Annotated in this window: 14 protein-coding genes and 2 pseudogenes; 8 read left to right on the top strand and 8 right to left on the bottom strand. The window is 63.6% G+C overall.

The annotated features are described in order from the left end of the window. Positions 1–215: 215 nt before the first annotated feature. From istA to AC2S9W_RS14725, 3 genes and pseudogenes are all read left to right on the top strand, one after another. Positions 216–1,727: pseudogene (istA, locus tag AC2S9W_RS14735) on the top strand (IS21 family transposase). Continuing rightward, positions 1,724–2,559, top strand: a pseudogene (gene istB, locus AC2S9W_RS14730) (IS21-like element helper ATPase IstB). Before istA ends, istB begins: the two co-directional pseudogenes overlap by 4 nt. A 175-nt stretch (positions 2,560–2,734) precedes the next feature. After that, positions 2,735–3,223 carry a hypothetical protein gene (locus AC2S9W_RS14725; protein ID WP_486571141.1) on the top strand — a complete coding sequence of 163 codons (489 nt, stop codon included), beginning with the start codon at positions 2,735–2,737 and terminating at the stop codon, positions 3,221–3,223. Between the two features lie 105 nt (positions 3,224–3,328). Here AC2S9W_RS14725 and AC2S9W_RS14720 read toward each other — a convergent pair whose 3' ends face one another. The 7 genes from AC2S9W_RS14720 to AC2S9W_RS14690 form a co-directional block, all read right to left on the bottom strand. Further along, the gene (locus tag AC2S9W_RS14720) at positions 3,329–4,330 is read right to left on the bottom strand and encodes a helix-turn-helix transcriptional regulator (protein ID WP_486571140.1); all 1,002 of its coding nucleotides are present in this window, start codon (positions 4,328–4,330) and stop codon (positions 3,329–3,331) included. A gap of 49 nt (positions 4,331–4,379) precedes the next feature. Beyond that, positions 4,380–7,538, bottom strand: a complete 3,159-nt coding sequence (locus AC2S9W_RS14715) for a UvrD-helicase domain-containing protein (RefSeq protein ID WP_486571139.1) — start codon at positions 7,536–7,538, stop codon at positions 4,380–4,382. Continuing rightward, positions 7,535–10,204: a PD-(D/E)XK nuclease family protein gene (locus AC2S9W_RS14710; protein ID WP_486571138.1), complete on the bottom strand. Its 2,670-nt coding sequence runs from the start codon at positions 10,202–10,204 to the stop codon at positions 7,535–7,537. Before AC2S9W_RS14710 ends, AC2S9W_RS14715 begins: the two co-directional genes overlap by 4 nt. Before the next feature lie 110 nt (positions 10,205–10,314). After that, a complete protein-coding gene (locus AC2S9W_RS14705; RefSeq protein ID WP_486571137.1) occupies positions 10,315–10,512 on the bottom strand; it encodes a hypothetical protein in 198 nt (65 codons plus the stop codon). Between the two features lie 12 nt (positions 10,513–10,524). Further along, on the bottom strand, positions 10,525–10,722 hold the full coding sequence (locus AC2S9W_RS14700; protein ID WP_486571136.1) for a hypothetical protein: 198 nt from the start codon (positions 10,720–10,722) through the stop codon (positions 10,525–10,527). Positions 10,723–10,737: 15 nt separating this feature from the next. Next, positions 10,738–11,136, bottom strand: a complete 399-nt coding sequence (locus AC2S9W_RS14695; RefSeq protein WP_486571135.1) for a hypothetical protein — start codon at positions 11,134–11,136, stop codon at positions 10,738–10,740. 183 nt (positions 11,137–11,319) lie between these two features. Then, complete coding sequence (locus AC2S9W_RS14690; RefSeq protein ID WP_486571134.1) at positions 11,320–14,511, bottom strand: Eco57I restriction-modification methylase domain-containing protein; 3,192 nt, start codon at positions 14,509–14,511, stop codon at positions 11,320–11,322. A 533-nt stretch (positions 14,512–15,044) separates the two neighbouring features. Here AC2S9W_RS14690 and AC2S9W_RS14685 point away from each other — a divergent pair. The 4 genes from AC2S9W_RS14685 (at position 15,045) to AC2S9W_RS14670 (ending at position 18,923) form a co-directional block, all read left to right on the top strand. Next, the gene (locus AC2S9W_RS14685) at positions 15,045–15,368 is read left to right on the top strand and encodes a DUF736 domain-containing protein (protein ID WP_486571133.1); all 324 of its coding nucleotides are present in this window, start codon (positions 15,045–15,047) and stop codon (positions 15,366–15,368) included. 93 nt (positions 15,369–15,461) lie between these two features. Next, on the top strand, positions 15,462–16,391 hold the full coding sequence (locus AC2S9W_RS14680) for a HEPN domain-containing protein (RefSeq protein WP_486571132.1): 930 nt from the start codon (positions 15,462–15,464) through the stop codon (positions 16,389–16,391). A 1-nt stretch (position 16,392) separates the two neighbouring features. Next, the gene (locus tag AC2S9W_RS14675) at positions 16,393–16,563 is read left to right on the top strand and encodes a hypothetical protein (RefSeq protein ID WP_486571131.1); all 171 of its coding nucleotides are present in this window, start codon (positions 16,393–16,395) and stop codon (positions 16,561–16,563) included. Between the two features lie 140 nt (positions 16,564–16,703). Then, positions 16,704–18,923 (top strand): beta-glucosidase, encoded by a 2,220-nt coding sequence (locus AC2S9W_RS14670; RefSeq protein ID WP_486572091.1) that lies wholly within the window; start codon positions 16,704–16,706, stop codon positions 18,921–18,923. Positions 18,924–18,930: 7 nt separating this feature from the next. Here the strand turns inward: AC2S9W_RS14670 and AC2S9W_RS14665 are convergent, their stop codons facing one another. Then, entirely contained in the window at positions 18,931–19,821 is an 891-nt protein-coding gene (locus AC2S9W_RS14665; protein ID WP_486571130.1) for an AraC family transcriptional regulator, read from the bottom strand. A 442-nt stretch (positions 19,822–20,263) separates the two neighbouring features. Here AC2S9W_RS14665 and AC2S9W_RS14660 point away from each other — a divergent pair, with 442 nt between their 5' ends. Beyond that, entirely contained in the window at positions 20,264–22,927 is a 2,664-nt protein-coding gene (locus AC2S9W_RS14660; protein WP_486571129.1) for a TonB-dependent receptor domain-containing protein, read from the top strand. The last annotated feature ends 44 nt before the right edge of the window (positions 22,928–22,971 follow it).

Genomic DNA, 22,971 nt, shown 5'->3' with positions numbered 1-22,971 from the left:
CAGAGCTGCATTCTGCGGACATCCCGTGCTGCGCGACAATCAAGGTGAGAACAGCGCGACAATCTAGATGAGAAAGGCGGCGGTGTGTCTGTCGGGACGAGGGGCGAAGCCCCGAGGAGCGACAGACACACCGCCGCGAGCGCCTTTTCTTCTGGAAGGGCGCTTTTGGTGATCGTGACCTGTCAGGTGGCGCCTCCTTCTGAAGGGGAGAAGCGGTGCCTGGGAGCCATATCAACGATCATCAGGTGAGATTATATATGAAGATGAGACAGACAGTGTCGCCGCGTTCAGCGGCGGCGTGCGCGGCGTTCAGCACGGCGACGGCCTATCGGCTGGAGCAGGATGCGCAGTTGCCGTCGCAAAGAAGGCGCCGCGCGGTCGCCGTCGCCCCGATCCGCTGGCGGATATCTTCGATAGCGAGGTTGTACCGCTTCTGGAGAGTGCGCCGGAATCCGCGCCGTCGCGGTGTTCGAAGAAATGCAGCGTCGTCATCCTGAGCTTCCCGATGGAGTGCGGCGGACGATGGAGCGTCGGATCCGCAGTTGGCGGGCGCTGCAAGGCCCGGATCGCGATGTGATCTTCCGCCGGTGCACGAGCCGGGGCGGATGGGGCTGTCGGATTTTACGGACATGGCCGATCTGGGTGTACGGATCGCGGGGGTCGAGCTCGACCACCGGCTGTATCACTTCCGGCTCGCCTGTTCGGGCTTCGAGCATGCCCATGTGATCCTTGGCGGCGAGAGTTATGTCGCGCTGGCGGAGGGTCTGCAAAATGCGCTGTGGGCGCTGGGCGGGGCGCCGCGTGAACATCGCAGCGACAGCCTGTCGGCGGCGTTCCGCAATCTGGATGCATCGGCGCGCGATGATCTGACGCACAGATATGACGCGCTGTGCCGCCATTACCGGATGGAGCCGAGCCGCAACAACCGCGGCGTTGCGCACGAGAATGGCGCGATAGAAAGCGCGCACGGGCATCTGAAGGCGGCAGTGCGTGATGCCCTGCTGATGCGCGGATCGGTCGACTTTGGCGAGCTTGCGGAATATCGACGCTTCATCGACGAGATCGTCGCGCGCAAGAATGCCCGGAGCGCGAAGCGCATCGACGCCGAGCGGGCGGTGCTTCAGTCGCTGCCGGGCATGCGCACCAGCGATTATGAAGAGGTGCTCGTCATGGTCACCTCCTCGGGCGGGTTCACGCTGCGCAAGGTCTTCTACACGGTGCCGTCGCGGCTGATCGGTCACCGGCTGCGGGTACGGCTTTACGACGACCGGCTTGAGCTCTTCCTCGGCGGCACGCCCCTGTTCACTCTGCCGCGCGGTCGCGCCGACCGCAAAGGCAAGCATGATCATGTCGTCGATTATCGCCATGTGATCCATGCGCTGCGGCGTAAGCCGATGGCGTTGCTGAACCTCGTTTACCGTGACCAGCTCTTCCCGCGCGAGGCCTATCGGCGCATGTTCGACCGGCTGATCGAGCGGCTCGCCGATCGGATGGCGTGCCGGACGATGGTCGAGTTGCTCAGCCTTGCACATGAGCGGGCCTGCGAGGCCGAGCTTGCTGGCGTGCTGGAATCCCTGCTGGCGACGCCGCAGGGCATGCCGGACATGGCAGCGCTGCGTGCGCGGTTCGCGCCCGACCCCGCGGCTTTACCCGAGGTTATCGTCGAGCTCGTCCCGCTGAGCGCCTATGAAGCGCTGCTGGCTCCTCGCGCGGAGGAAATGGCATGACCCAGGGCATCGATGCGACCAAGCTCACCCTGATGCTCAATGAGCTGCGGCTTCCGACAATCAAGCAGCTCTGGCCGACGTTCGCCGATCGGTCCGACAAGGAGGCTGGCCGGCGGCACGGTTCCTCAGCGCCATCACCGAGCATGAGATCGCCGAACGCGGTCGCCGCCGGATGGAGCGGCATCTGGCGGAAGCAAAGCTGTTGCCGGGAAAGACGCTCGATACGTTCGACTTCGACGCGGTGCCGATGATATCGAAGGCGCAGGTCATGGCGATCTGCGCCGGAGACAGCTGGCTCGAAAACGGCGCGAACCTGATCCTGTTCGGCCCGCCCGGCGGGGGCAAATCGCACCTGTCGTCGGCGATCGGACTGGCGCTCATCGAAAAGGGCTGGCGCGTGCTGTTCGTCCGGACCTCCGACCTCGTCCAGAAACTGCAGGTTGCGCGCCGCGAGCTTACGCTCGAAAACGCGATCAATCGGCTCGATCGCTTCGATCTGCTGATCCTGGACGATCTGGCTTACGTCGCCAAGGACCAAGCCGAAACCTCGGTCCTGTTCGAGCTGATCAGCGCGCGATACGAGCGGCGTTCGCTGCTGATTACCGCCAACCAGCCGTTCGGCGAATGGAACCGGGTCTTCCCCGATCCCGCCATGACGCTGGCCGCTGTCGATCGCCTCGTGCACCACGCCACCATCTTCGAAATGAACGTCGAAAGCTATCGGCGGCGCGCCGCGATCGACCGAAAGCAGCACGGCGCAGGTCGGCCCGCAAAGGTCGCGACAATCAAAAATACCGGCCTGTCGCTCCACGACAATCAACCTGCGACATAGGCCTTGCCAGCGACAATTAAACACATCAAAACGGCACCGTCGCGGTCAGCGCTTCTCATCCTGATCGTCGCTAACTTCTCATCCAGATCGTCGCGCTACAATCCCGTTTCGCGCCATGCGGCTTGAGGCGTGGGAAGCAAGATATTGGCACGCCTGCGACGCAATCCTCCGCCACATGGATTCCTCACTTGAAGATTGGTTAGGCGCCGATGCTAAGGCGCCGAGGCAGATCGTAGCAGAGGCTGCCGCGGCGAGTGATGCTGCCGTGAAGCTCAGGGTGGAAGCCGCCCAGGCATGGTTCGGCGGGCTTAAGAAGGCGGAACGGGAGGCGCTCGCCCAAGTAGCGGACGAGATCATGCCAATCGATCAAGTGGCGAGCTTCGCAGCTGCCTTCGACGAGATATGGATCGAGGCCTGTCCTGGATGCGGGTGCCGGGCCTTCGTAGCAGGCGACCAGACCGGCGAGGACATAAAACAGGAAAACGACGAATACGCGATGTGGGAGATCGTGGAGCGTGAGTTTGTTGGCGACGAGTTCAGATGCCCCACGTGCAAACTCGTTCTTATAGGCAGCGACGAGATAGATTCAGCCGGCATCAATTATATCCACACTGACGAAGTAGAGCGGGAGATGGATTATGAACCAGACTATGGGAATGACTAGGAAAAGACCGATCCAGCGATAACCGCTCTCTTGTCAGACTCGCATCTCATATCTGCCACTTTGGGATTCCCAAGTGAAACTTAGAAGCGGGCATTTTACTATCTGCTAGAGTCTGGGCGGATCAATCATACTATTGGCGGCGTCGATCCGCGTGCGGAGAGTTTCAATGAGAACCGGCGGACTCTCAACAACGAGGTCGCCTCCCCAGCTAAACAGATGATCGGCCAATTCGCGCATGCCGCCGGTGGAGAAAGTCACGCGCAAGCTTCCGTCAGAAAGCGCCTCCATATGCTGGTTGCGATGGAAACGCCAATTCCGCGCGCGGTCGGCGGCGGCGGGATAAACGCGCAGCACAATATCCTGCAACCCCTCGTCGCGCCAGACCCCGAAACTCTTGGCGAGCCAGTCGTCGATGTCCCAGTCGTCAGGCACACAACCCAACTTGTCGCTGAGCTTCGGATCGACAATGCGATCAAAACGATAATACACCGGTTCACGGCTATCGCCCGGCATCTTGCCCAGCAGATAGGTGACGGGGCCGTGCACGAGCCCGAAGGGAACGACCCGCCGCCACTGTGGATCGGTGCGCGCCTCAGTTCGGTAATGAAACTCGACGCAGCAACCGGCGAGGATCGCGCTCTGGACGATCGTCATCGTCTCCGGCGCGATGCTCACGATCGGACCTGCTGCGACGATATTGCGCTGGACGCGAGCAAGGGCATCGAGATCGGGATCGATCCGCAACTTCTCCCGATCGTCGAAGGCCCCCTTGATCTTCGCCAGCAGTGCTGCGAGCAGGACGGCGGTCGGTTCGTTGCCACCGGCCCGATGCCCATCAATCTCGGCCTGTAGCGCAGCAAGCTCGGCAGGCACCGGCCGGACATAATGGCGCTTCAGACCATCGCGGATCAGGAAGCGCTTGCGCCGACTATCCATCTTGAAATCGAGGTCGAAATGCAGGGCGATCAAATCCCGCAGCCGCTCCGCGGTCCGCCGGCCCATGGCGAGGTGATCGGCCATGTCGTCGAGGGTCAACCCGTCGGTCGTTTCGGCAAGCGCCTGGATCAAGCCCAGCAGGCGGTCGAATTTCGCGAAGCGATCGCTCATGCCGGCTGCGCTGCCGTCACTGCAGTCGCTCGCCGTCCGAACGGCGCGATCACGACGTCGCGCTCAAAAGCTCGACCCGCGAGACTATCCCGGCGACGGGCTGGTGCACCCAATAATCGCGGCACGATCGGCCAGTCGCGAGTCCTATCGCGCGGGCATAATGCTGAACCTGGCCACCGAAGGCGCCGAGACGCTCGGTATCGAGTGCGATCGACCCCGGAAAGCTCTTGTGATCGACGATCGAATAGGCGTCGCCATGATCGATCAAAAGGTCGATCCGGCCCGAGATCAGATGAAGACCGTCGGCGGCATGCACCGGCCATTCGCGAAGACGCGCCGCGCCCGCGAACCTCTGGTCGAGAAAGGCGCTGAACCGATCGGCCGCGTTCACCAGTTCGTCGGGATCGACCTCGGGGACCCCCCAGCGTTTCAGGATCATCCGCGCGACATCGACGCGTTCGGTTCGCGGCAGAGCAGGGTCATCGCACGCGAAATAGCGGTGAAAGGCCTCCCCCAGCATCTGTATGTCGGGATTACCGGCGAGAACAATCCGCGCACCCAATGTGACGGTTTCGGCGACTTGGACGGCACCGTCGGCCCCCTGTCCGCTCGGACGGATGCGCAAGGGAGCGTGATCGCGGCGCACGCCGGGCGCGCGGATGAATTCGGGCAGCGCGGACACGGCTTCGATCTCTCGAGCGGGCGGCGCCGCACGCGCTGGGAAGACTTGGCCCCCAACTACGATCTCGTCGGCGCCGGGCGTGACGAGGGGTTGACCATCGGCCGTGCAGAGCTCGTTCAGCCAATCGGGGCCGCCCGCGAGGACCAGCGCAACATGATCGCGCGCGCGCGTCAGTCCCACGTAGAGCAGCCTGGTGCGTTCCAGCCGTTCATCGTCGAGCGCCGCCCGGCCCTCCGCGCTCAGCGGTGCCGAGACGTCGAGGCCGACATCTTTGCGCTGCGCGCCATAGGGCCAAGGCCAGTAGCGCAGAATGCGCCCGGCCAGCGGATCCTCCCACGACGGCGGCGCTTCCTCCTCGGCGTAGATGCCGAACGGGTCGCCTTTCGCTTTCGCCTCAAGTTCGGAGAGCAGGACGATCGGCCACTCGAGGCCCTTTGCGCCATGATAGGTTAGGATGTTGACCGCCTCAGGGTGCCGGTTCTGCGGTTGCGGAGTCGCTTCGCGATGGACGAGCCAGTCGCAGACCCCGGCAAGCGTCGCGGCCTGCCGCTCGTGGCGCTGCTCTTCCTGATAGACCAAGATCAGCGCGCGAAGCGCCTCGACGTTCGCGAGCCGCTGTTCGCCGCCGCCCCATCCGCGGACCGTCGCGGAGATCGGGTCGATATGGCACACCGCGTCGAAGATCTCGGCGGGCGTCAGCTGGGGCGCCGCGGCGCGAATGGCCTCGAGTGACGCCGCAAAGGGAAGGCAGGCCTTCAGCGCTTCGGTCTTGTCGTCCGCGAAGGCAGCGCCGAACCAGTCATCGTCCGCCGTCGACAGCCGGGCGATCTCGGCGAGCGCGAGGCTGTCGCTCGGGTCGGCGATCCAGCGCAGCGCGGCAAGCAGCAACTCGCTCTCAGGCTGATCGAGCAATCCGGTCCGCTCCACCGCGACGCGCAGACCCTGGCTGGCGAAGGCGGCGGCGAGCGCCGCGACCTGACCGTTCGACCGGCAGAGGACGGCGATGTCGCCGCCGCGCGCCGGACGGGTTTTCCCGCCCTCCGCACCGACCAGCCAATGGTCCCTGTCGCGCAGCAGGCAGGCGACCTGGGCCGCGAATGCCGCGGCCCGCTCTTCCTTGTTCTTGCCGCCCAGCCGCCAAGTCGACAGCGGCGCGGTCTCGCCGTCGGTCCGATCATAGGCGTCGAAACTGATCTCCTCGTCGCTCATGCCCGCGCGCCCGAAGTTGGGCGCGAAAGCCGCGTTGACGAACGCGCCGAGGCGGGGCGTGCAGCGATAGGATTTGCGCAGATAGCCGAATTTGCCGCCGGTCGCACGGGTGATCGCATCCGCCGCCGCCTGCGTCAGCGCGGGGTCCGCGTCGCGAAAGCCGTAGATCGACTGCTTCGGATCGCCGACCCACACATTGACCGGTGCGATCCGCGCGAGCGCCGAAAAAATCGCGATCTGGATCGGGCTCGAGTCCTGATACTCGTCGACGAATACGGCCGCGATCGACTCGCGCAAGCGCTCGGCATTGTCCGGATCGCGCAGTATGTCGAGCGCGAGCATTTCCTGGTCGACGAAGTCGACGAGACCGCGTCCACGCTTGAACTGCTCATAATCGGCGAGACACTGCGCGGCGCAGCGAAACTGGAGGCGCACGAACTGCTCGATGTCGTCTCGCAGGCCGGGGTGCCGCGGATGCGCCGCGGCGGCCGCCTTCACGTCTTCGAAGAGATGCTCGTCGGCCTTGGTGGCGCCGAGCTTCGCAAGCTTCGCCCAATCCGACCAGGGCAGGCGGTTGCCTGCGTCCAACGCCGCCGCCGCCTTTTCGACCATCGGAACATCCTTGTCGGTCGTTCCCTTCTTCAGCGTACCGCCGGCGCCGGCGATGGCGGCACGGCACGCTATCACCGCATCCCGCAACGCGGCGTCGAGTGCGCTCCCCGTCTCGCCCGCGTGCGGCGCGGGGAGCAGTGCCAGCAGGCCGGTCAGCGAATGGTCGGCACAGGCGTCGAACCGGTCCGCCGCGATGCCGTTCGACCGGGAGAGATGCACGATACGGCGGATATCGTCCTGCCATCCGTCGGTCCAGCCGCGCGCCGAACGATAGCCTTGCGCCTCGATGTCGAAACGCTCGGCGATCGGATGGATCACGTCGGCGAACTGCGCGATGGCCGCTCCGATCGCCCGTTCGAAGAGCGGGCGCTGACGGTCTTCGGCGATGACGTCGGCGACCGGCGACCGGCCGAGCTCGAACGCATAATCCGCGATCAGCGAGCCGCAGACGCCGTTCACCGTGCCGATCCGCGCGGCAAGCATTCCCGCCGCAAGTTCCGGCTTGCCGCGCTCGATCAGCCGCGAGCGAATGCGGCCCGAAAGTTCGGCTGCTGCCTTCTTCGTGAAGGTCGTCGCCAGCAGGCGCTCGGGCGGAAGCCCCGCATCGACGACGTCGCGGATACGCTCGACCAGCGTGTAGGTCTTGCCCGTACCGGCCGAGGCGATGATCGTATCGACCGGGTTTGATTGGCTGGTGCCGCTCATGAAAGTCCCTTCGTCCGGCAGATCGTCTGATAGTCGCACCATCGGCAATTGGCCTCGAGTAGGATGGGCAGGTCCGCGGGTAGATGATCGGCGCTGCCCTCGAGGCCGCCGGCGATGAGCCCGGAGCCGTTCGCGACATCGGCCAGCCGCCCCCAGCTGTCGCGGACCGCCGCCCAGGTGTCCGGCAGGCTGCGCACGCCTTCGACCGGGCGGCCGATTAGGCCGTTCGCCGCGAGGGTCGCGAACTGCCGCTGATTGAGCAGGAAATAGCCCGCCCGATATGGCTGGTCGTCGGCGAGCATTGCGCCATAGGTCGCAAGCTGCACCGCCTTGCCGCTGGCGAGCTCGTCGAGCCGCTTGACGGGGCGCCGCGTCCATTTGAGGTCGATGATCACATGATGGCCCCCGGTATCACGCGCCACCAGATCGATCGCACCGCGCACCGCGAGCGCCGCGTCGAAGAGCGCACTCGTCTGAAGCTCGGACGCTTCGACGATGAGGCCATTGTCGTGGAGCGTCCGTGCCAATGCCCGCATTGCGGGCGGCAGCCGTCGCCGCGCGAGGGCGAGGTGCGCCGCAAATTCTGGGAGCCGGAGCGGCGCCGCCATCTCGTCGATCAGCGCCTCCAGTCGTCCGCTCGCGACGGCTTGTGCGGCGTCGGCGTCGGGCGGCGCCCCCGGCTGGAAGATCTCCTGCGCCAGCGCGTGGGCGAGATTGCCGAGCAGCTGGTTGGCATCGGGAACCGAACGCACCCGCCCCGGGCGCAGCTTCGCGACATGTTTGAGCGCCCACATGAGCTGGCACGCCAAGCCGCTCTCGAACGACGTCGCGGAATGCTCGAGGGCTGCGACCTTGTCGGAATGCCCGTTCGGCGTCGGCCAGAGCGTCCGCGTCTCGGGAAGGGCGCGGGTCTCGAGTCGCTCGCGTCTGAGCTGGGTTCCTGCGAGGTCGATATCGGAGGCCTCGATCGCGCGTTCCAGCCGCAAGCGATGCCCCAGCAGCTTCGTCGCGGGCGCGAGGCGATGGGCGAGCGGATGCTGCGCTTCTTCCTCTTCGGCATCGAGACCGGCGTTCACGAGGAGCAGCCTGCTTCGCGCATGCATCACCGCGCGTTCCCACGCCGCCGACGCCGCCGACGCGGTGATCGTGTCGGCATCGGCGGGACTGCCGGCAGCGGCGAGCTCCCGGCGCTCCGCCTCGGTCCAAGGCTGCCGGACGAGCGCTTCGCCCGTAGACCGAAAGTTCCACCAGATGATCGTGCTCGCGCCGTTCCAGACGCCGCCAGGGTGCGGCACGCATCGCCAGGACGACGCCTCGGCGATCGCCAGCGGATTGTCATGGCCGATGTCGAGCGCCTGATCGATCACGCGCTCGACCAAGGCGCGCGGCAAACGATCGCGCCCGAGCGCGATCAGCGCCCGGCGGACATCCGCCGCGATGCTTGCCGTCGCCCTGTAGAGCGGATCGTCATCCTGGCCGTGACGCGCCGTCGCCCAGCTCGTCACCCTGTCACAGATAGCCAGCGCGTCCGCGAGAGGCATCCCGGCGATCGGGTCGGCGGGCTCGGGCTCAACCCAGCTCCGCCAGCGCGCGATCCGCGCCTCCGCCTTGTGCTTCTCGGCCGTGTCATCGCCCGCTTTCTCGATCTCATGGGTCGTGATGCGCTCCCACGCCGCTTGCCACCGGGGCCCCTGCCGGCCCGGTGCATCCTCGATCGCCGCCGCGAGGCGGCCGCCGGCGCGCTGCGCCACCGGGGAGCCCGGGAAGAGAAGCAATTCGAGCAGCGCGCGCGGCTCGAAGGGCGCCCATGCCACCTTGAAGGCCAGCAACAGTGTCTGAAGCGCGCCGCGATGGGCCGAAGCGCGGCTGCGCCCCGCCCTCGGCAATCCTGCAGCCGCCAAGGCTTCGTCGAGGAGATGAGTATCACCCTCTTGTGCGATGATCGTGATCTCCTCTTCGCCGCTGTTCGCGAGCCACTGGCCGACGACCTCCGCCGCCAGCGCCGTGCTGGCGCACGTCGCCAGGGTGATGCTCCCATCGGAGCCTTCTTGGAACGGCGCACCGTTCTGCATCCAGCGCTGCAGCCTCCCGAGTGCGATCCCCGTCTCGGCTTGGGGGACGGGCTCGATCGGGACCAGAGACACGCCGCACGCCTCCAGCCGTTCGAATAGGCGGCGCCATCCCGGCGAAAAGTGCGCCCGCGCGTCGATTAGGCGAATCCGCGCGACGGGGAGCGGCCGACCCGCCGACAGGTGATGCGCTAGCGCGGCGACCCGGTCGCATGCCGCGGGTGGGAGCGCCGTCGCAGCCGCTTCCGCCGCCGCAAGGTCGGTCAACCGCTGCGATTTCCACGCGGCACCAGCGTTCCAGCCCAAATCGATCAGCGTGTCGCGCCAGCCGAGTAAGGTCCGTGCCGTCGCCCAGCCATCGGCCTCGAGAGAGCGCGACCAGAAGCGCTGCGGCCCTGCCGCTTCCAGCGCTGCCTGATAGGCGGCGACCCGAACGACGTGGGGGATGGGCGGGGCGCCGAGTCCGCACGCCGTCTCCAATATCTCAAGTAGGCCGTGGGGGCCGACGACCGGCGCGCCGAGCGCCCCCAGACCATCACTGCCCTGCTCGGGCGATGCACCGCCGTCCGCCCAAAGGCCGAATATGATATCCATCATGTCCTTGGTCGCTCCCCTGACCCGATCATGCAGCCTAGCGCCGCGCGACGCCGGTCCACAGTGCAATTTAGCGCCGATCCGGATCGAATTTCCGGCGGCGCACCGGCGCATCAGTCGATGCGGCGGACGCGAACGGCTTTTGGCATGCCCTCGACATGCATCAGCCCGCCCTCGATGATCACTGCGGGGCGATACTTATACTGATAGCGGTAGTAATATTGCACCTGCCGCCAGACCGAGCCGTTCACGAGCTTGACGATGGTATCGCCGCTCCACCCGGTCCACGCGCCGTCGATCCGTGATTTCATGTCCCGCATCCTTTAGTCTATGCGGCGGACGCGGATCGCCCGCGACATGCCGTCCACCAGCAGACGATCGCCATCGAGGATCGCGTTCGGGCGGTAGGAATACCTGTACTCGTAGTGATACTCTTCCTGTCGCCAGGCCGAGCCGTCAGTCAGGACGACGATCGTGTCGCCGTCCCACCCTTCCCACTCGTTTTCGATCTGCACACGCATCGATCCTACTCCTTCTCAGGCGGCGAGCGAGAACGTCGGCCGCGCGGTGTGGTGCTGACGTCCGTCGGCATAATGGCTATCCGCGGCGCGGGTCCGAAAGAAGGCCACGCTCTCCTCCGAAAGTGTTACGCGGTCGCCCGGCCCGAGCGGAACCAGGTCGCCATAAATTTCCCAGAAGACTTGGTCGGCGGCCCCGGAGGGATGGCGAAGCCGCCGGATGTCCTCGGCAGCAAGCGTCACGAGGTCGGTCGATTTCAGGCAGCCGTCGATGTCGATGACGAAGCGGCCTATCTTTTTGCTCTGGAATGTCATGTTCAGTCTCCGATTCGCTTTGGACAGTCGAACACTGCGACAGAACCACGTCAAAACCGGACGTATCAAATTTTCGAACAACGCGACGCCCGCCAGGGCCATTCCAACCGCTTATTTGTGATCTGCGCCAAAGACTGACGGACTCAAACCGGCCACACTTGGTAGGCAACGCTGTGAGCCGCGAGCCGGTGTATCGACAGAGCTGTCGAACCGTTCGGCACTGAACGGGTTTGCGCCCTTGCAGAAAGGGCGAGCGGGTCATTCGAAGCAATACAGCGTGATTGCCTAGCCGCGGAGAGCCCAGCCAATTTGAGGCTCGAAATAGCTTTCAGATAGGGCTTCGATCAAACTATCCGGGAGCTTGAAGGCCTTGACAACCAGCTCTTCAACTGACTGTTCCGACGCCACGACGTTGTGCCAGTGGCTGTTCACGGCACCTTTTGCTTGACGAAATGCGCTTCGAATCGAGTTGTCCTCATCAATCGACATCGAGCCGACAGATTTCAGTGCCCAATCGGAAAATGCGCGCTCGTCTAATGTCCAGAAATTGCCGGCATCGGCGAGATCGAGCTTACTGCGCACCAGCCCAAGCATCGCATTAGCGCTCCGAAGCTCCGCTCTGAGCTCTGACCAATATCCCTGCAACGCCAACGCTGCCTCGGCCAATGATTTTGAGGCAGACGGGTTCATCTTCGGCATCGGCGTGTTGGCGAGATCGATCCGACTGATCTTAGGAAATTTGTCGCCGAAGAGGCGGTTGGCGCGGCGCTCATAAGATGCCGAGACAAAGCGTGAATTGATCACCCCGAGAATTGTGGCCAGCGGAAGGCCGCGCGCGTTGGAAATAGAGAAGATGGTGTTCAGGTAGAGGGTAGGTTCGACAGGGATCTGGAGGACCGCCGACATGCGCTGCCAGAAGATCTGTTGTACCAGAATACGCGGTTCGGAGTAGTGAAGAAGCGGCCTTTTGTCGCGGAGGCGATCGGAATATTTCAGCCATTGGTCGTCGCTTTCCCGCAGCATGTAGCGCTGGGCATCGTTGGCGTCGATGAAGCGGTGCCAGTCGCTTGCTTGCTTGTAGTGGCCGTGGAATATCCGCTTCTTGATGTCGGCCTTAGACACTTTACTATGATGATAGACTTGGATTCCGACCGTCACATCCGCGATATCATCCAGCGGCCGCGACCGCGCCGCGACTTTGTCGAGTTCGGCCGCGACTTTAGGCGCATAGATGACCTCGAAGCGGGTTTCTGGCTGGGAGGTTTGAAACTCTTCGGTCGTCGTGTGATCGAGCCACCAAGTCTGCGTCTGCAAATCGGCAAGTTTGCTGGCTTCAGATTTGCCACGATGCAGGGCCTTTATATTCAGCTCGCGTTGCCCAGAACTGCGTGCACCTATTGGCCGTTTTCGAGCGACGAGCAGGCAAGCGTCGTGATTGACATCACGGAAGATTTTCCAAACGTTCGTAATCTCGAGAATCTCGAATGCTTCGATAAGCCAGCGCCGGAAGCCGGCATAGCCGCGGACGGTGAGCCAACTATTTGGAATGATGTACGCCAGAATGCCGCCGGGACTCAGCATCTCCCAAGCGCGAATGCAGAATAGCGCGTAGGTGTCGCGCTCGCTCCCGCTTTCGGGAAAGCGCGCGCGGACCTCCTCCTCGGTCCAACCGTCTAACTCGGCGCCCCAAGGGGGGTTGCCGATTACTACATCATAGTACGCCTCGTCCCGCGCACGTAGCGTGTCGCCACTTGTGATCGTGCTGTCGAGTGTTTCGAGGCGTTCGCCAGGTCTTGCCGTTTGGAGCCAGATACTAAGGCGAGAGATTTCAACAGATTCGGGCAAGATATCGCGCCCAAACAGATTAGTTTGTAATATCCTGCGATCGAGGTCAGAAGTGGAAAGCTGATTAGGTGTTCCAAGCAAGCCGGCAAGTGTCCGGTTCACGCGTTCGTACTCATAATGCAATTGACTGAGGCCCTCCACTAGAAAGGCACCCGAGCCACAGGCTGGGTCGATAATGCGCGAAGAGGAAACCTTGTCGGCATATAAGCGGAAGCGAGCTATTTCCTCTTCCTTCGCGGTCAACGGACGGCGAGAACGTCGGGGGTCAGCAGCAATCTGGTCCTTGAGCTCTGTTTCTACTTCCTCCCACACCGCGGCGAAATGTTCTTCGAGCGCGCGATGCACCAAATAATACGTGATCTCCCGTGGAGTATAATAGACGCCGCTGACTTCTTGGCTTGAAACTTCGACGTGGCCGGCGCCGCGCACCGCGGCTTCACCTTCAGGAAGATCTTTGAGGCTTTGCTCGAATATCGCACCGAGCGCTTGGGCGTTCAGATCGTCGGCGAAATCATAGGTCTCAAAGCCGAAGATGCCGGTAATTTCGTTCGATAGCTTGCGCCCCTTTCCGGTCTGAAAGCGCTTTTCAAAGAGGCTATTGGGTAATTGGACGGCGCTGAAATACGGATCATCGGAAAAAAGACCGCCGTTGAAGGCATTGTATGCAACGCCGTCGATTGCCTGGCCCAAGTTTAGCGCTTCGAACAACGCTTTAAAGTCCGACCAGTAGCTGTAAGGCGCACCAGCTGCACGTGCACGATCAAGCGTTGTGCGAAGGGTGCCGCGCGGAAGAAGAGCCGCGGGATGGTCCTCGCAAAACGCAACAAATAGAGTTCGGTTGAGAAGCTTGTGGGCTTTGCCATATATTTGCTTGAGGCTCAGCGCTTGCGAAGCAGGTTCGGTTAGGAGGTGGGCTACGAGTTCAGTTTGGACATGCCGGTATAATCCGTAAAAGCCTTCGGTTAGGTCTTTGCCGGCCGCGATTGAAGCGGCGTAGGCTCGATTGGCGAGCCCTGGTCCGCCGATGCTGAGCAATCCTTGGGGACGCAACAGCAGGTAAAATTCCAGAAATCGGCTCTCGTCCCTCAGATCGGCCATTTCCCAGCGATGGCACGCGTTTGCGAAGCCGTTTCGATAGAGTCTAACTTCTTGAAAATTTGAAACGATGATCCATTCAACACCCGGGCGACCATTGATGGCGTAGCGAAATCCCTGCTCAACCGGCGTCTCTTTGTTTTTCCGGGAGATCTGGGGCTGATCGAGGTCACATGCGGCGCTCTTTATTTCACCGACCGCGGACCATGCCTCGATGCCGGCAGTGAGGTCGAACCGGCCAAGGACGAAATCCGGCGTATGTTTGGTGTTTTGGCCAGTACGCTTCGGCAAGAGCGTGCACTCAACCGCTTGGCCGATTTGCTGATAACCCAACACCGTCCCGAAAATCTCGTTGTTGAATGTTTGTTCAGCCGTGCTTTCAGTCACCCGGTGCAGGACGCCGCGTTCGAGTTGATCGATCCAAAACAAAATGCGCTGACGTGCGGTTGGAGGCGGAGAACTACACTTTTTTTGTTCGGCCTTAATCAGGTTTTTGAGCACTTTGGCGTTGAAAAGTGGAAGAATGCCAATTGCCATGCATAAAACTCGAAGCTGAGAGACGTCGTCAGCGGGTATTTGCCGCGCATCCGCCTCGTGTAAGTGAATTGGCCTTCACGGCGCCAGCGTTTGACCCCGATGAACGATGGGGCATAACGCGGTGCCCTTCGCCTGACTAGTCGATCAGCGGTTGGACTTGAATATATCTGTACCAGCATCACTGCGACTCTCCGCAACCATAGAGCTTATCTGGCGGAACGCACCCCGATTGGGTGTCTGGTTATCCCGATTCGGGTTTGAAAGCTGCCAGTCAGCAAGCGGCCAGATTTAGCGATGAACTTTCGGCTGAAATGCAGCCATTCCGCTCCGCCCGTTGCCGCAGTATTCTCGTTGCCACCCCGTTGTGCATCCCATGCGGACCAAGCTCCCGGCCTTGGTCCTGGCACGGCGCTGCGCGCCCGCAATGGGCTGCGCCCATCCTTCGCTTCGCTGCGGCCTTCGGTGCGCGCGCGCCTGAGGCGCCGCGCCTGACTGTCGGCGCGGGAGCGGCCCGCACGGCAAGGAGACGCATCATGGGCGCCATCGGGATGGTCAGCGGAACGATCGACAAGGGCTTCGTCGGCGAGATACGCACTCTGTCGATCCGGGCGCGGATCGAAATCCGCCCCAATCGCAGCAAGGGCAGGGATATTCAGCCCGACTATCGCATCTGGTCCGACGACGTCGATATCGGCGCAGGATGGATCCGCGTCGGGAGGACTTCGGGCGAAGCCTATGTCTCGCTCGCTCTTGAAGCGCCCGAGTTCGGCCAGCGCCGCCTTTATGCAAACCTCGGGCGCGCGGCGGGGCAGGGCAATGACGACTGCTATGCGATCCTCTGGAATCCGATGGACTGATGGGTGGCGTCCCTGTCTCATTCTCACCCATTGCATCCGGATCGGCGACAATCCGGGTGCAAGGCCTGCGCCACCTTGTTAGGGTGATCTGATATGCGAAGCAGCGTCGACCATCTCCCCCCTGTAAAACAGCGCGAACTCGAACGCGTCGTGGCGATCATCTTCGAGGAATTCGACGATGCGCTCGCGATTGCGACCCAGAACTGGAAGCGCAAGGGGCGCATCGAGAAGATCATCCTCTACGGCAGCTATGCCCGCGGCGGCTGGGTTGACGAACCCCACACGGCGAAGGGCTATCAGTCCGATTACGACCTGCTGATCATCGTCAACGACAAGCGGCTCACCGATCGCATCGAATATTGGTCGAAGCTCGACGACCGGCTGATCCGCGAATTCGGCGTCTCGAAGGCGATCCGCACGCCGGTGAACTTCATCGTTCATAGCGTCGACGAGGTGAATGCGGGCCTAGCGGAGGGCCGCTATTTCTTCATGGATGTCGCAGGCGACGGGATCGCGCTTTACCAGTCGGTCGATGACGATCTTCCGGAGCCGCAGCCGAAGACGCCGCATGCGGCATTGATCATGGCTGAAGAGTATTTCGAAGAGTGGATGCCAGCCGCTACCGGGATGTTAAAGACAGCCAAGTTTAGCCAAAGCGAAGGAAGACTGAAGGACGCTGCATTCTTGCTCCATCAGTCAGCGGAACGGCTCTATCACTGCGCATTGCTGGTCTGCACCTTCTACACGCCGCATGTGCACAATCTGGCCTTTCTGCGCACGCAGGCCGAGCGCATCGATGCGCGCCTGCTTGCGGCCTGGCCGCGCGAGGCGAAAGCCGACCGCGCGCGCTTCGAGAAGCTGAAGGACGCCTATGTGAAGGCGCGCTATTCCAAGCATTACAGCATCTCAGCCGAGGAACTGTCCTGGCTCGGCTCGCGCGTCGCGGTGCTCGCCGGCCTCGTCGAAACCATCTGCCGCGAGCGTATCGACGCGCTCGCCGCGACCGCACGCGCGGCGGGCTGACATGGCCGGGGCGCCGGGCGCGGCCGAGCTCTTCGCGGCGCTCCAGATCCTCGTTGCGATCGACGATGAACGCGGCCTGTTCGACCGCGGCGCGGAGGAGGGCGGCTATCGCTCCGAAGAACTTGAGCGCGCGCTCGCCGTCATTCGCGCCGCGCTGGGGCTTTCCGACTGACCCGTTGGCGGGCAAGAATGTCCGCTTCTCCGGCAAAAGCGTTATTTCGTTTCGGGTGGTGGGTCCTATTCTTGCCTCCGATAGCCGGATCGCTGCGCCCTGTGAGCGGCATCCGGCACGGGAGAGTTGACGTGAACAGGATGATCTTGCTGGCATCGGTCGGTGCCTTTGCTCTGGCGGGCTGCGCGGTACAGGCCGCTTCCGGCGGCGCGCCCGCTGCGGCTGGCGGGGCATCATCGGCCGCCGAGGCGGCGATCGATGCGCGCGCGTCGCGCCTTGTCGACGCGATGTCGCTCGCCGAGCAGGTCCAGCTCCTTCGCACCCTCGACACTTTTGCGGTGGCCAATGGCGGCAAGGAGGAGCTCATTCCAGCCGCCATGCGCCGGCCCAAGCCGCCCGGGGCGATCGGCTCGGCGGGCTTCATCCCCGGCATCCCGCGCCTCGGCATCCCCGACCTCCAGATCACCGACGCCGGGCTCGGCATCAGCAACCAGGGCGGCGCGCTTCGCCGCGGCGACGAGGCGACCGCCTTGCCCTCGACGCTCGCACTCGCCTCGACCTTCGACGTCGAGCTCGCGCGCGCATTCGGATCGGTCATCGGCGCCGAGGCCCATGCCAAGGGGTTCAACGTCCAGCTCGCCGGCGGGCTCAATCTCGCGCGCGATCCGCGCGGGGGACGCAATTTCGAATATGCGGGCGAGGATCCGCTGCTTGCGGGCCGCATCGTCGGCGCGAGCGTTGCGGGGATCCAGGATCATAGCGTCGTCTCGACCGTCAAGCATTTCGCGCTCAACGACCAGGAATCGGGGCGCGCGGTGCTCGACGTCAAGATATCCGAAGCCGCGGCGCGCGAATCCGACCTTCTCGCCTTCCAGATCGCGATCGAGGAAGGCCGCCCCGGCGCGGTCATGTGCGCCTATAACCGGATCCGCGGCGACCATGCCTGCGAGAGCGATTATCTCCTGAACAAGGTTCTGAAAGGCGACTGGCAGTATCGCGGCTGGGTCATGTCCGACTGGAGCGCGGTCAAGACGATGGGCGCGGCGCTCGCGGGCCTCGACCAGCAGTCGCCGCAGGAGCCGAGCTTCTTCGACAAGCTCCCCGCCGCCGTCGCCTCGGGCGAGGTGCCGCGCGAGCGCGTGCGCGACATGGCCTTTCGCGTTGTCCGCTCGCTCGTCGCGGTCGGCGCGCTCGACAAGCCGGCGCGGCGCGGCGGCGCGGTCGATGTCGCGGCCCATGCCGCGCTCGCGCAGCGCGTCGCCGAGGAAGGCGCCGTCCTCCTCAAGAACGACGGCCTGCTGCCGCTCGGCGGCTCGGTGAAGAAACTCCTCCTCGTCGGCGGTCATGCCGACAAATGGGTCGTCCTCGGCGGGGGGTCGGCGCAGGTCAATCCCTATGGCGGCATCCAATATGAGGCGCCGCTGAAATCGATGATGGACCTTTTCATGCCCGCCTATGTGCCATCGTCGCCAATGGCGGCGCTGAAGGCGCTCCGGCCCGATCTCGAAATCCTCTACGACGACGGCAGCGACCCCGCGCGCGCCGCCGCCGCGGCGCGCCGCGCCGACGCCGCCATCATCTTCGCCACCAGCGTCCAGACCGAAGGCGGCGACCGCGAGAATATATCGCTTTCCGGAAAGCAGGACGAGCTGATCGCGGCGGTGGCGGGGGCGGGGCGTCCCTCGGCCGTGGTGCTCGAGACCGGCAATCCCGTGGCGATGCCGTGGCTCGGCAAGGTGGGATCGGTCCTTCAGGCCTGGTATCCCGGGCAGCGCGGCGGCGAGGCGATTGCGGCGCTGCTCACCGGCAAGGCGGCGCCCTCGGGGCGCCTTCCCATCACCTATCCCGTAAGCGAGGCGCAGCTTCCGCGCCCCAGGCTTCCCGGCTGGGCGCCGATCCGGACCATGCTCGACACCGAGGTCGAACCCTTCACGCTCGACTATGACACCGAAGGCAGCGACGTCGGTTATCGCTGGTTCGAGCGCCGCGGCGCCGCGCCGCTTTTCGCTTTCGGGCACGGGCTTACCTACACCAGTTTTCGCTATTCCGACCTTGCCGCTACCGGCGGGAAATCGCTCTCGGCGAGCTTCTCGATCACCAACAGCGGCGAGCGCGAGGGCGTCGAGGTGGCGCAGCTTTATGTCGCGCCGCCCGGGCGCACCCACCGGCTCGTCGGCTGGGCGCGCGTCAAGCTTGCGCCCGGCGAAACACGCCGCGTCACGATTAGCGCCGATCCGCGCATTCTCGGCATCTGGGGTGCTTCAGGCTGGACACGCGCCGCCGGCACCTGGTCGGTGCACGCGGCGCCTTCGGCGGCGCCCGGCGGGCTCGCCGCGACGGTGCAGCTCGAGGGGCGCTGACGGCGGCTCAGGCCGCCGCTTCGGTCTCGGTTTCGAGCATCTGCATCCGGCGGCGATAATCGCTGGGAGAGATGCCCTTCAACGCCATGAAATGGCGATCGAAATGCGAGGTGTGCTGATAGCCGCAGTCGAGCGCGACATCGGTGATCCGCTCGTCGCCATATGCGAGCTGGCGGCAGGCCTCGTTGATCCGCGCAAGCTTGACGAGGCCCATGAACGTATTGCCGGTCGCGGCTCGAACGAACTTGCTGAACGCGGGAGCGCTCATGCCGAGTTTGCGCGCGATCTCGGCCTGGCAGATCGTGCCGCGGAACCGTTCGTCGATATAACGCTCCACCTCATTGAGGCGGCCGACGAGCCGGCGGTCGACGACGACGTCGTTGCGATAGGCCGAGGTCGTGAGGATGCGCCGCTCGAAGCCGCTCAGCCGGTCGAGTATCTCCATGAGCCGCAGGAGCTGGGTGAGCCCCGACACCTGCCCGAGTTCCAGGAGCATCGGGCCGACGCATTCGAGCGCCGCCGCCTCGAACATCAGCGCGCCCTTCGCTTCGCAGAGCATGCGCTTCAGCGACGAGGCCTCGGGAATCTCGAAGAAATCGCCCCCCATGCAGTCGGGATCGAACTGGATCGTCACATGTTCGACCATCTCGCCCGCGCCGACATTGTTGCGCGAGCAATGGGGAAGATTGGGGCCGTAAAGGACGAGCTCGTCCGGGCCATAGGGCTGGATATAGTCGCCGACGTAGCGCGTCCCGTGGCTGCTCATCACCCAGCTCAGCTCATATTCGGGATGAAAATGCCAGGCATGCTCGCGCGCGAGATCTTCGGAGCGCTTGTGCATATAGCGAAACGGGCTGCCGCCGTCCGCTGGCACATGTTCGAACTGAGGGGTCTTCATCGCGCTTGTCCCATCCATGCGTCCCGGCATGATGGCGAAAGGTCGCGCGCGATCCGCGATCCGGCGCGAACCGGCCCGGGTCGGCACTCTCCCTCCCGTCATCGCCGGCTGTCGGATCGCGTTTGCCTGTCCGCAAACGCACCGCGCCGACCGTTTCGGGCATAATGATCGACGTCGGCCTTTCTGTCAAAAAAAATCACAACTGACTGTAAGCTATTGCGGCTGCGCCCCTGTTGTCCTAGGTGGACGGCGCAAGGCGGCTGTCCGGAAGCTTGGAAAAACCGGTCAAGTCTTCCTGCAAAACGCTTGTAGCGGTCGTGCCCGATCAGCGGTCATTGTCGATGCAAGGCTAGCCCCTCGTCAGCTCTGCGGACGGATGGGGCCAGCGTGCTCGCAGGCACGCACCGCCTGAAGAAGAGAAGAAGAGTTTCCGGGAGGGATTATGACCGATATTATCGACACTGCCGGCGCCGCGTCTCTGGACGTCCGGCCCGTTCGCTCGCGATTCGCCGCGATGACCATCCGCTTGCTTGGCGGTATTGCCGCGAGCTCGATGATGCTGCACGCAGCGGCGGCCCAGGCGCAAGACGTGTCCGACGATGCGGCGGCAGCCGACGAGGCGCCGAGTGATCAGGAAATCATCGTCACCGGTACCCAGCTGCGCGGAATTGCGCCTGTCGGTACCAATGTGGTGACGATGTCGCGCGAGGATATCGTCGCATCGCCGGGCAAGAGCGCAAATGAAATTCTGACGCGGATTCCGCAGGTCTCGAGCGCATTTCTCCAAACGCCGACCAAGGGGCTGAACGCCGGCCTTGCGGTCATCCGGCCCAACATCCGTAATCTTGGCGCTGGGGGCGGCACCACCACGCTGGTGCTCGTTGACGGTCACCGCGTCGTCGGCGCGGGCGTGCTGCAGACGACACCCGATCCCGACGTGATTCCCCCGGGCGTCCTCCAGCGGGTCGACGTAGTTCCTGACGGCGGGTCGTCGATCTACGGTTCTGACGCGGTCGGCGGCGTCATCAACTATATCTCGCGCAAATCCTTCGACGGCTTCGAAGTGAACGCCCGTACCGGCTTTGCCGATGATTATCGCACCACTGACGTCAATGTCACTGCAGGCAAGGACTGGGGTAGCGGCTCGGCCTATGTCTCCTACGCTTGGGCATATAATAATGCGCTCTATGGCCGCGACCGCGACTTCATGCAGCAAACGACCCCCAATGGCGGCTTCTGCAATGCGGGAACGATCTTCGCGAATGGCACGAGCTACGAAATCACGGGCTCCGACCCCGATAATCTGACGCCGGGCACCATCTCCAGCTGTGACGTCACCGATCCGCAAAGCTTCTGGCCCAAGACGGTGCGGCACAATATCTTCGCCAGCATCAGTCAGGATATCGGCAGCGCTGTAACGGTGGACGTCAAGGGCTATTGGGCTCGGCGCGAGCTTTTGACGAACGAAGGACTCGGCACGGCCTCGCTGAACGTCACTGCGGCAAATCCGTTTTTCGATCCGATCGCGGGCGAGGCAAGCCAGTCGCTGGCCACGAACTTCAGCTCGTTGCTCGACCTCAACCATTATAATAGCCTGACCTCCTATGGAATCACCCCGACGCTAACCGCACAGGTCGGCGGGGATTGGCAACTGCGCGCCATGGCCAATCTTGGCTGGAGCGATACGAGGGAAGACGCCACGACCTTCGACGCGACGGCGGCAGAAACCGTCGTCAATCCCTATGATCTCGCGGCTACGCCGCAGTCGTCGCTTGCATCTTTCGTGCGGCACAATCTGGCCCAGGCGAAGCAGGACCTCACCAACTTCCGGCTCATCGCCGACGGGCCGCTCGCAAAGCTGCCGGGCGGCGACGTGCGCATTGCGATCGGCGCCGAGTATAGCCGGGAGTCGACGCGGATTCAGAGCGGCCTTTCGGCCTATGGCGCGGAAAATACGATCCCGATCAACAAGGCGCGCCGCAATGTGAAGTCGGCATTTGCCGAACTCGCGGTGCCGATCTTCGGCGCGGACAATGCGCGTGGCGGTCTGCAGTCGCTCACCCTTTCGGCATCGGCGCGCTACGACGATTATTCCGATTTCGGCGATACCTTCAATCCCAAGCTGGGTCTGACCTATGTGCCGGTCGATGGTCTCAAGCTCCGCGCAAACTGGGGCAAGTCCTTCAACGCGCCGAGCCTCGTCGACAAGTCCGGCCGCGATGTCGCGGGCGGCTTCTTCTCGAGCGTCTTCGCCTTCGGACAGTCGGCGCCCTGGGCGATCGTCCGGGCCGGCAATAGCGGCGACGACATGCGGCCGCAAAAGGCGACGACCTGGTCGCTGGGTGTCGATATCCAGCCCTCGGCTGCGCCGGGGCTCACGATGAGCGCGACCTATTATAACATCCACATCAAGGACGTGATCGCGGCGGTTGCCGGTCGCTTCGGACCCGAACTCGAACCTTTCTGGCGCGACAATGTTCCGTGCGCCGAGGCGGCTGCCGAATTGGGCGGACTGGAACTATTCCCCCAGACCATCCCCGTGGCGCTGACCTGTGCTTTTTCTCCGACGACGGCGATCATCGACCTGCGCTTGCAGAATACCGGCGAGATCAAGACAGACGGCATCGATTTCAATCTGGGATATGATCGGCAGGTCGGCTTCGGGACCGTTTACGGTCGCATTGCAGGAACCTACACGCTCAACCGCGATCAATCGATCGTGCCCGGTGCGATGTTCATCGAGACACTCGACTCGCCGGGCGCCACACGCTTTCTCGCGACCGCGACGCTGGGCGCCCAGATCGGCAACCTCAATGCCAATGCAGCTCTCAATCACCGGAGCGGATATGATCTCGATCCTGTGATCGCGGCGAACCCGGCCAATCCGTTTCCGTTGGCCCAAAACGATGTCGGTTCGTTCACCACGGTCGATCTCTACTTTGATTACAAACTGCCACCGATCCTCGGTACGAACGAAACCCATCTGTCGGTGAACATCACCAACCTGTTCAACGAGGATCCGCCATTTTACAATTCAGGTACCGGCTTTACCAACGGATCGACGCTGGGGCGCCTGGTCCAGTTCGGCTTGCGCACGAAATTCTGATTTGGCGTCGGTGCGGTCCGCCCGGCAGGCGGGCGGCACCGGGA

Source organism: Sphingopyxis sp. 550B (assembly GCF_057401805.1).
This window is presented reverse-complemented; position numbering and strand designations above follow the sequence as displayed.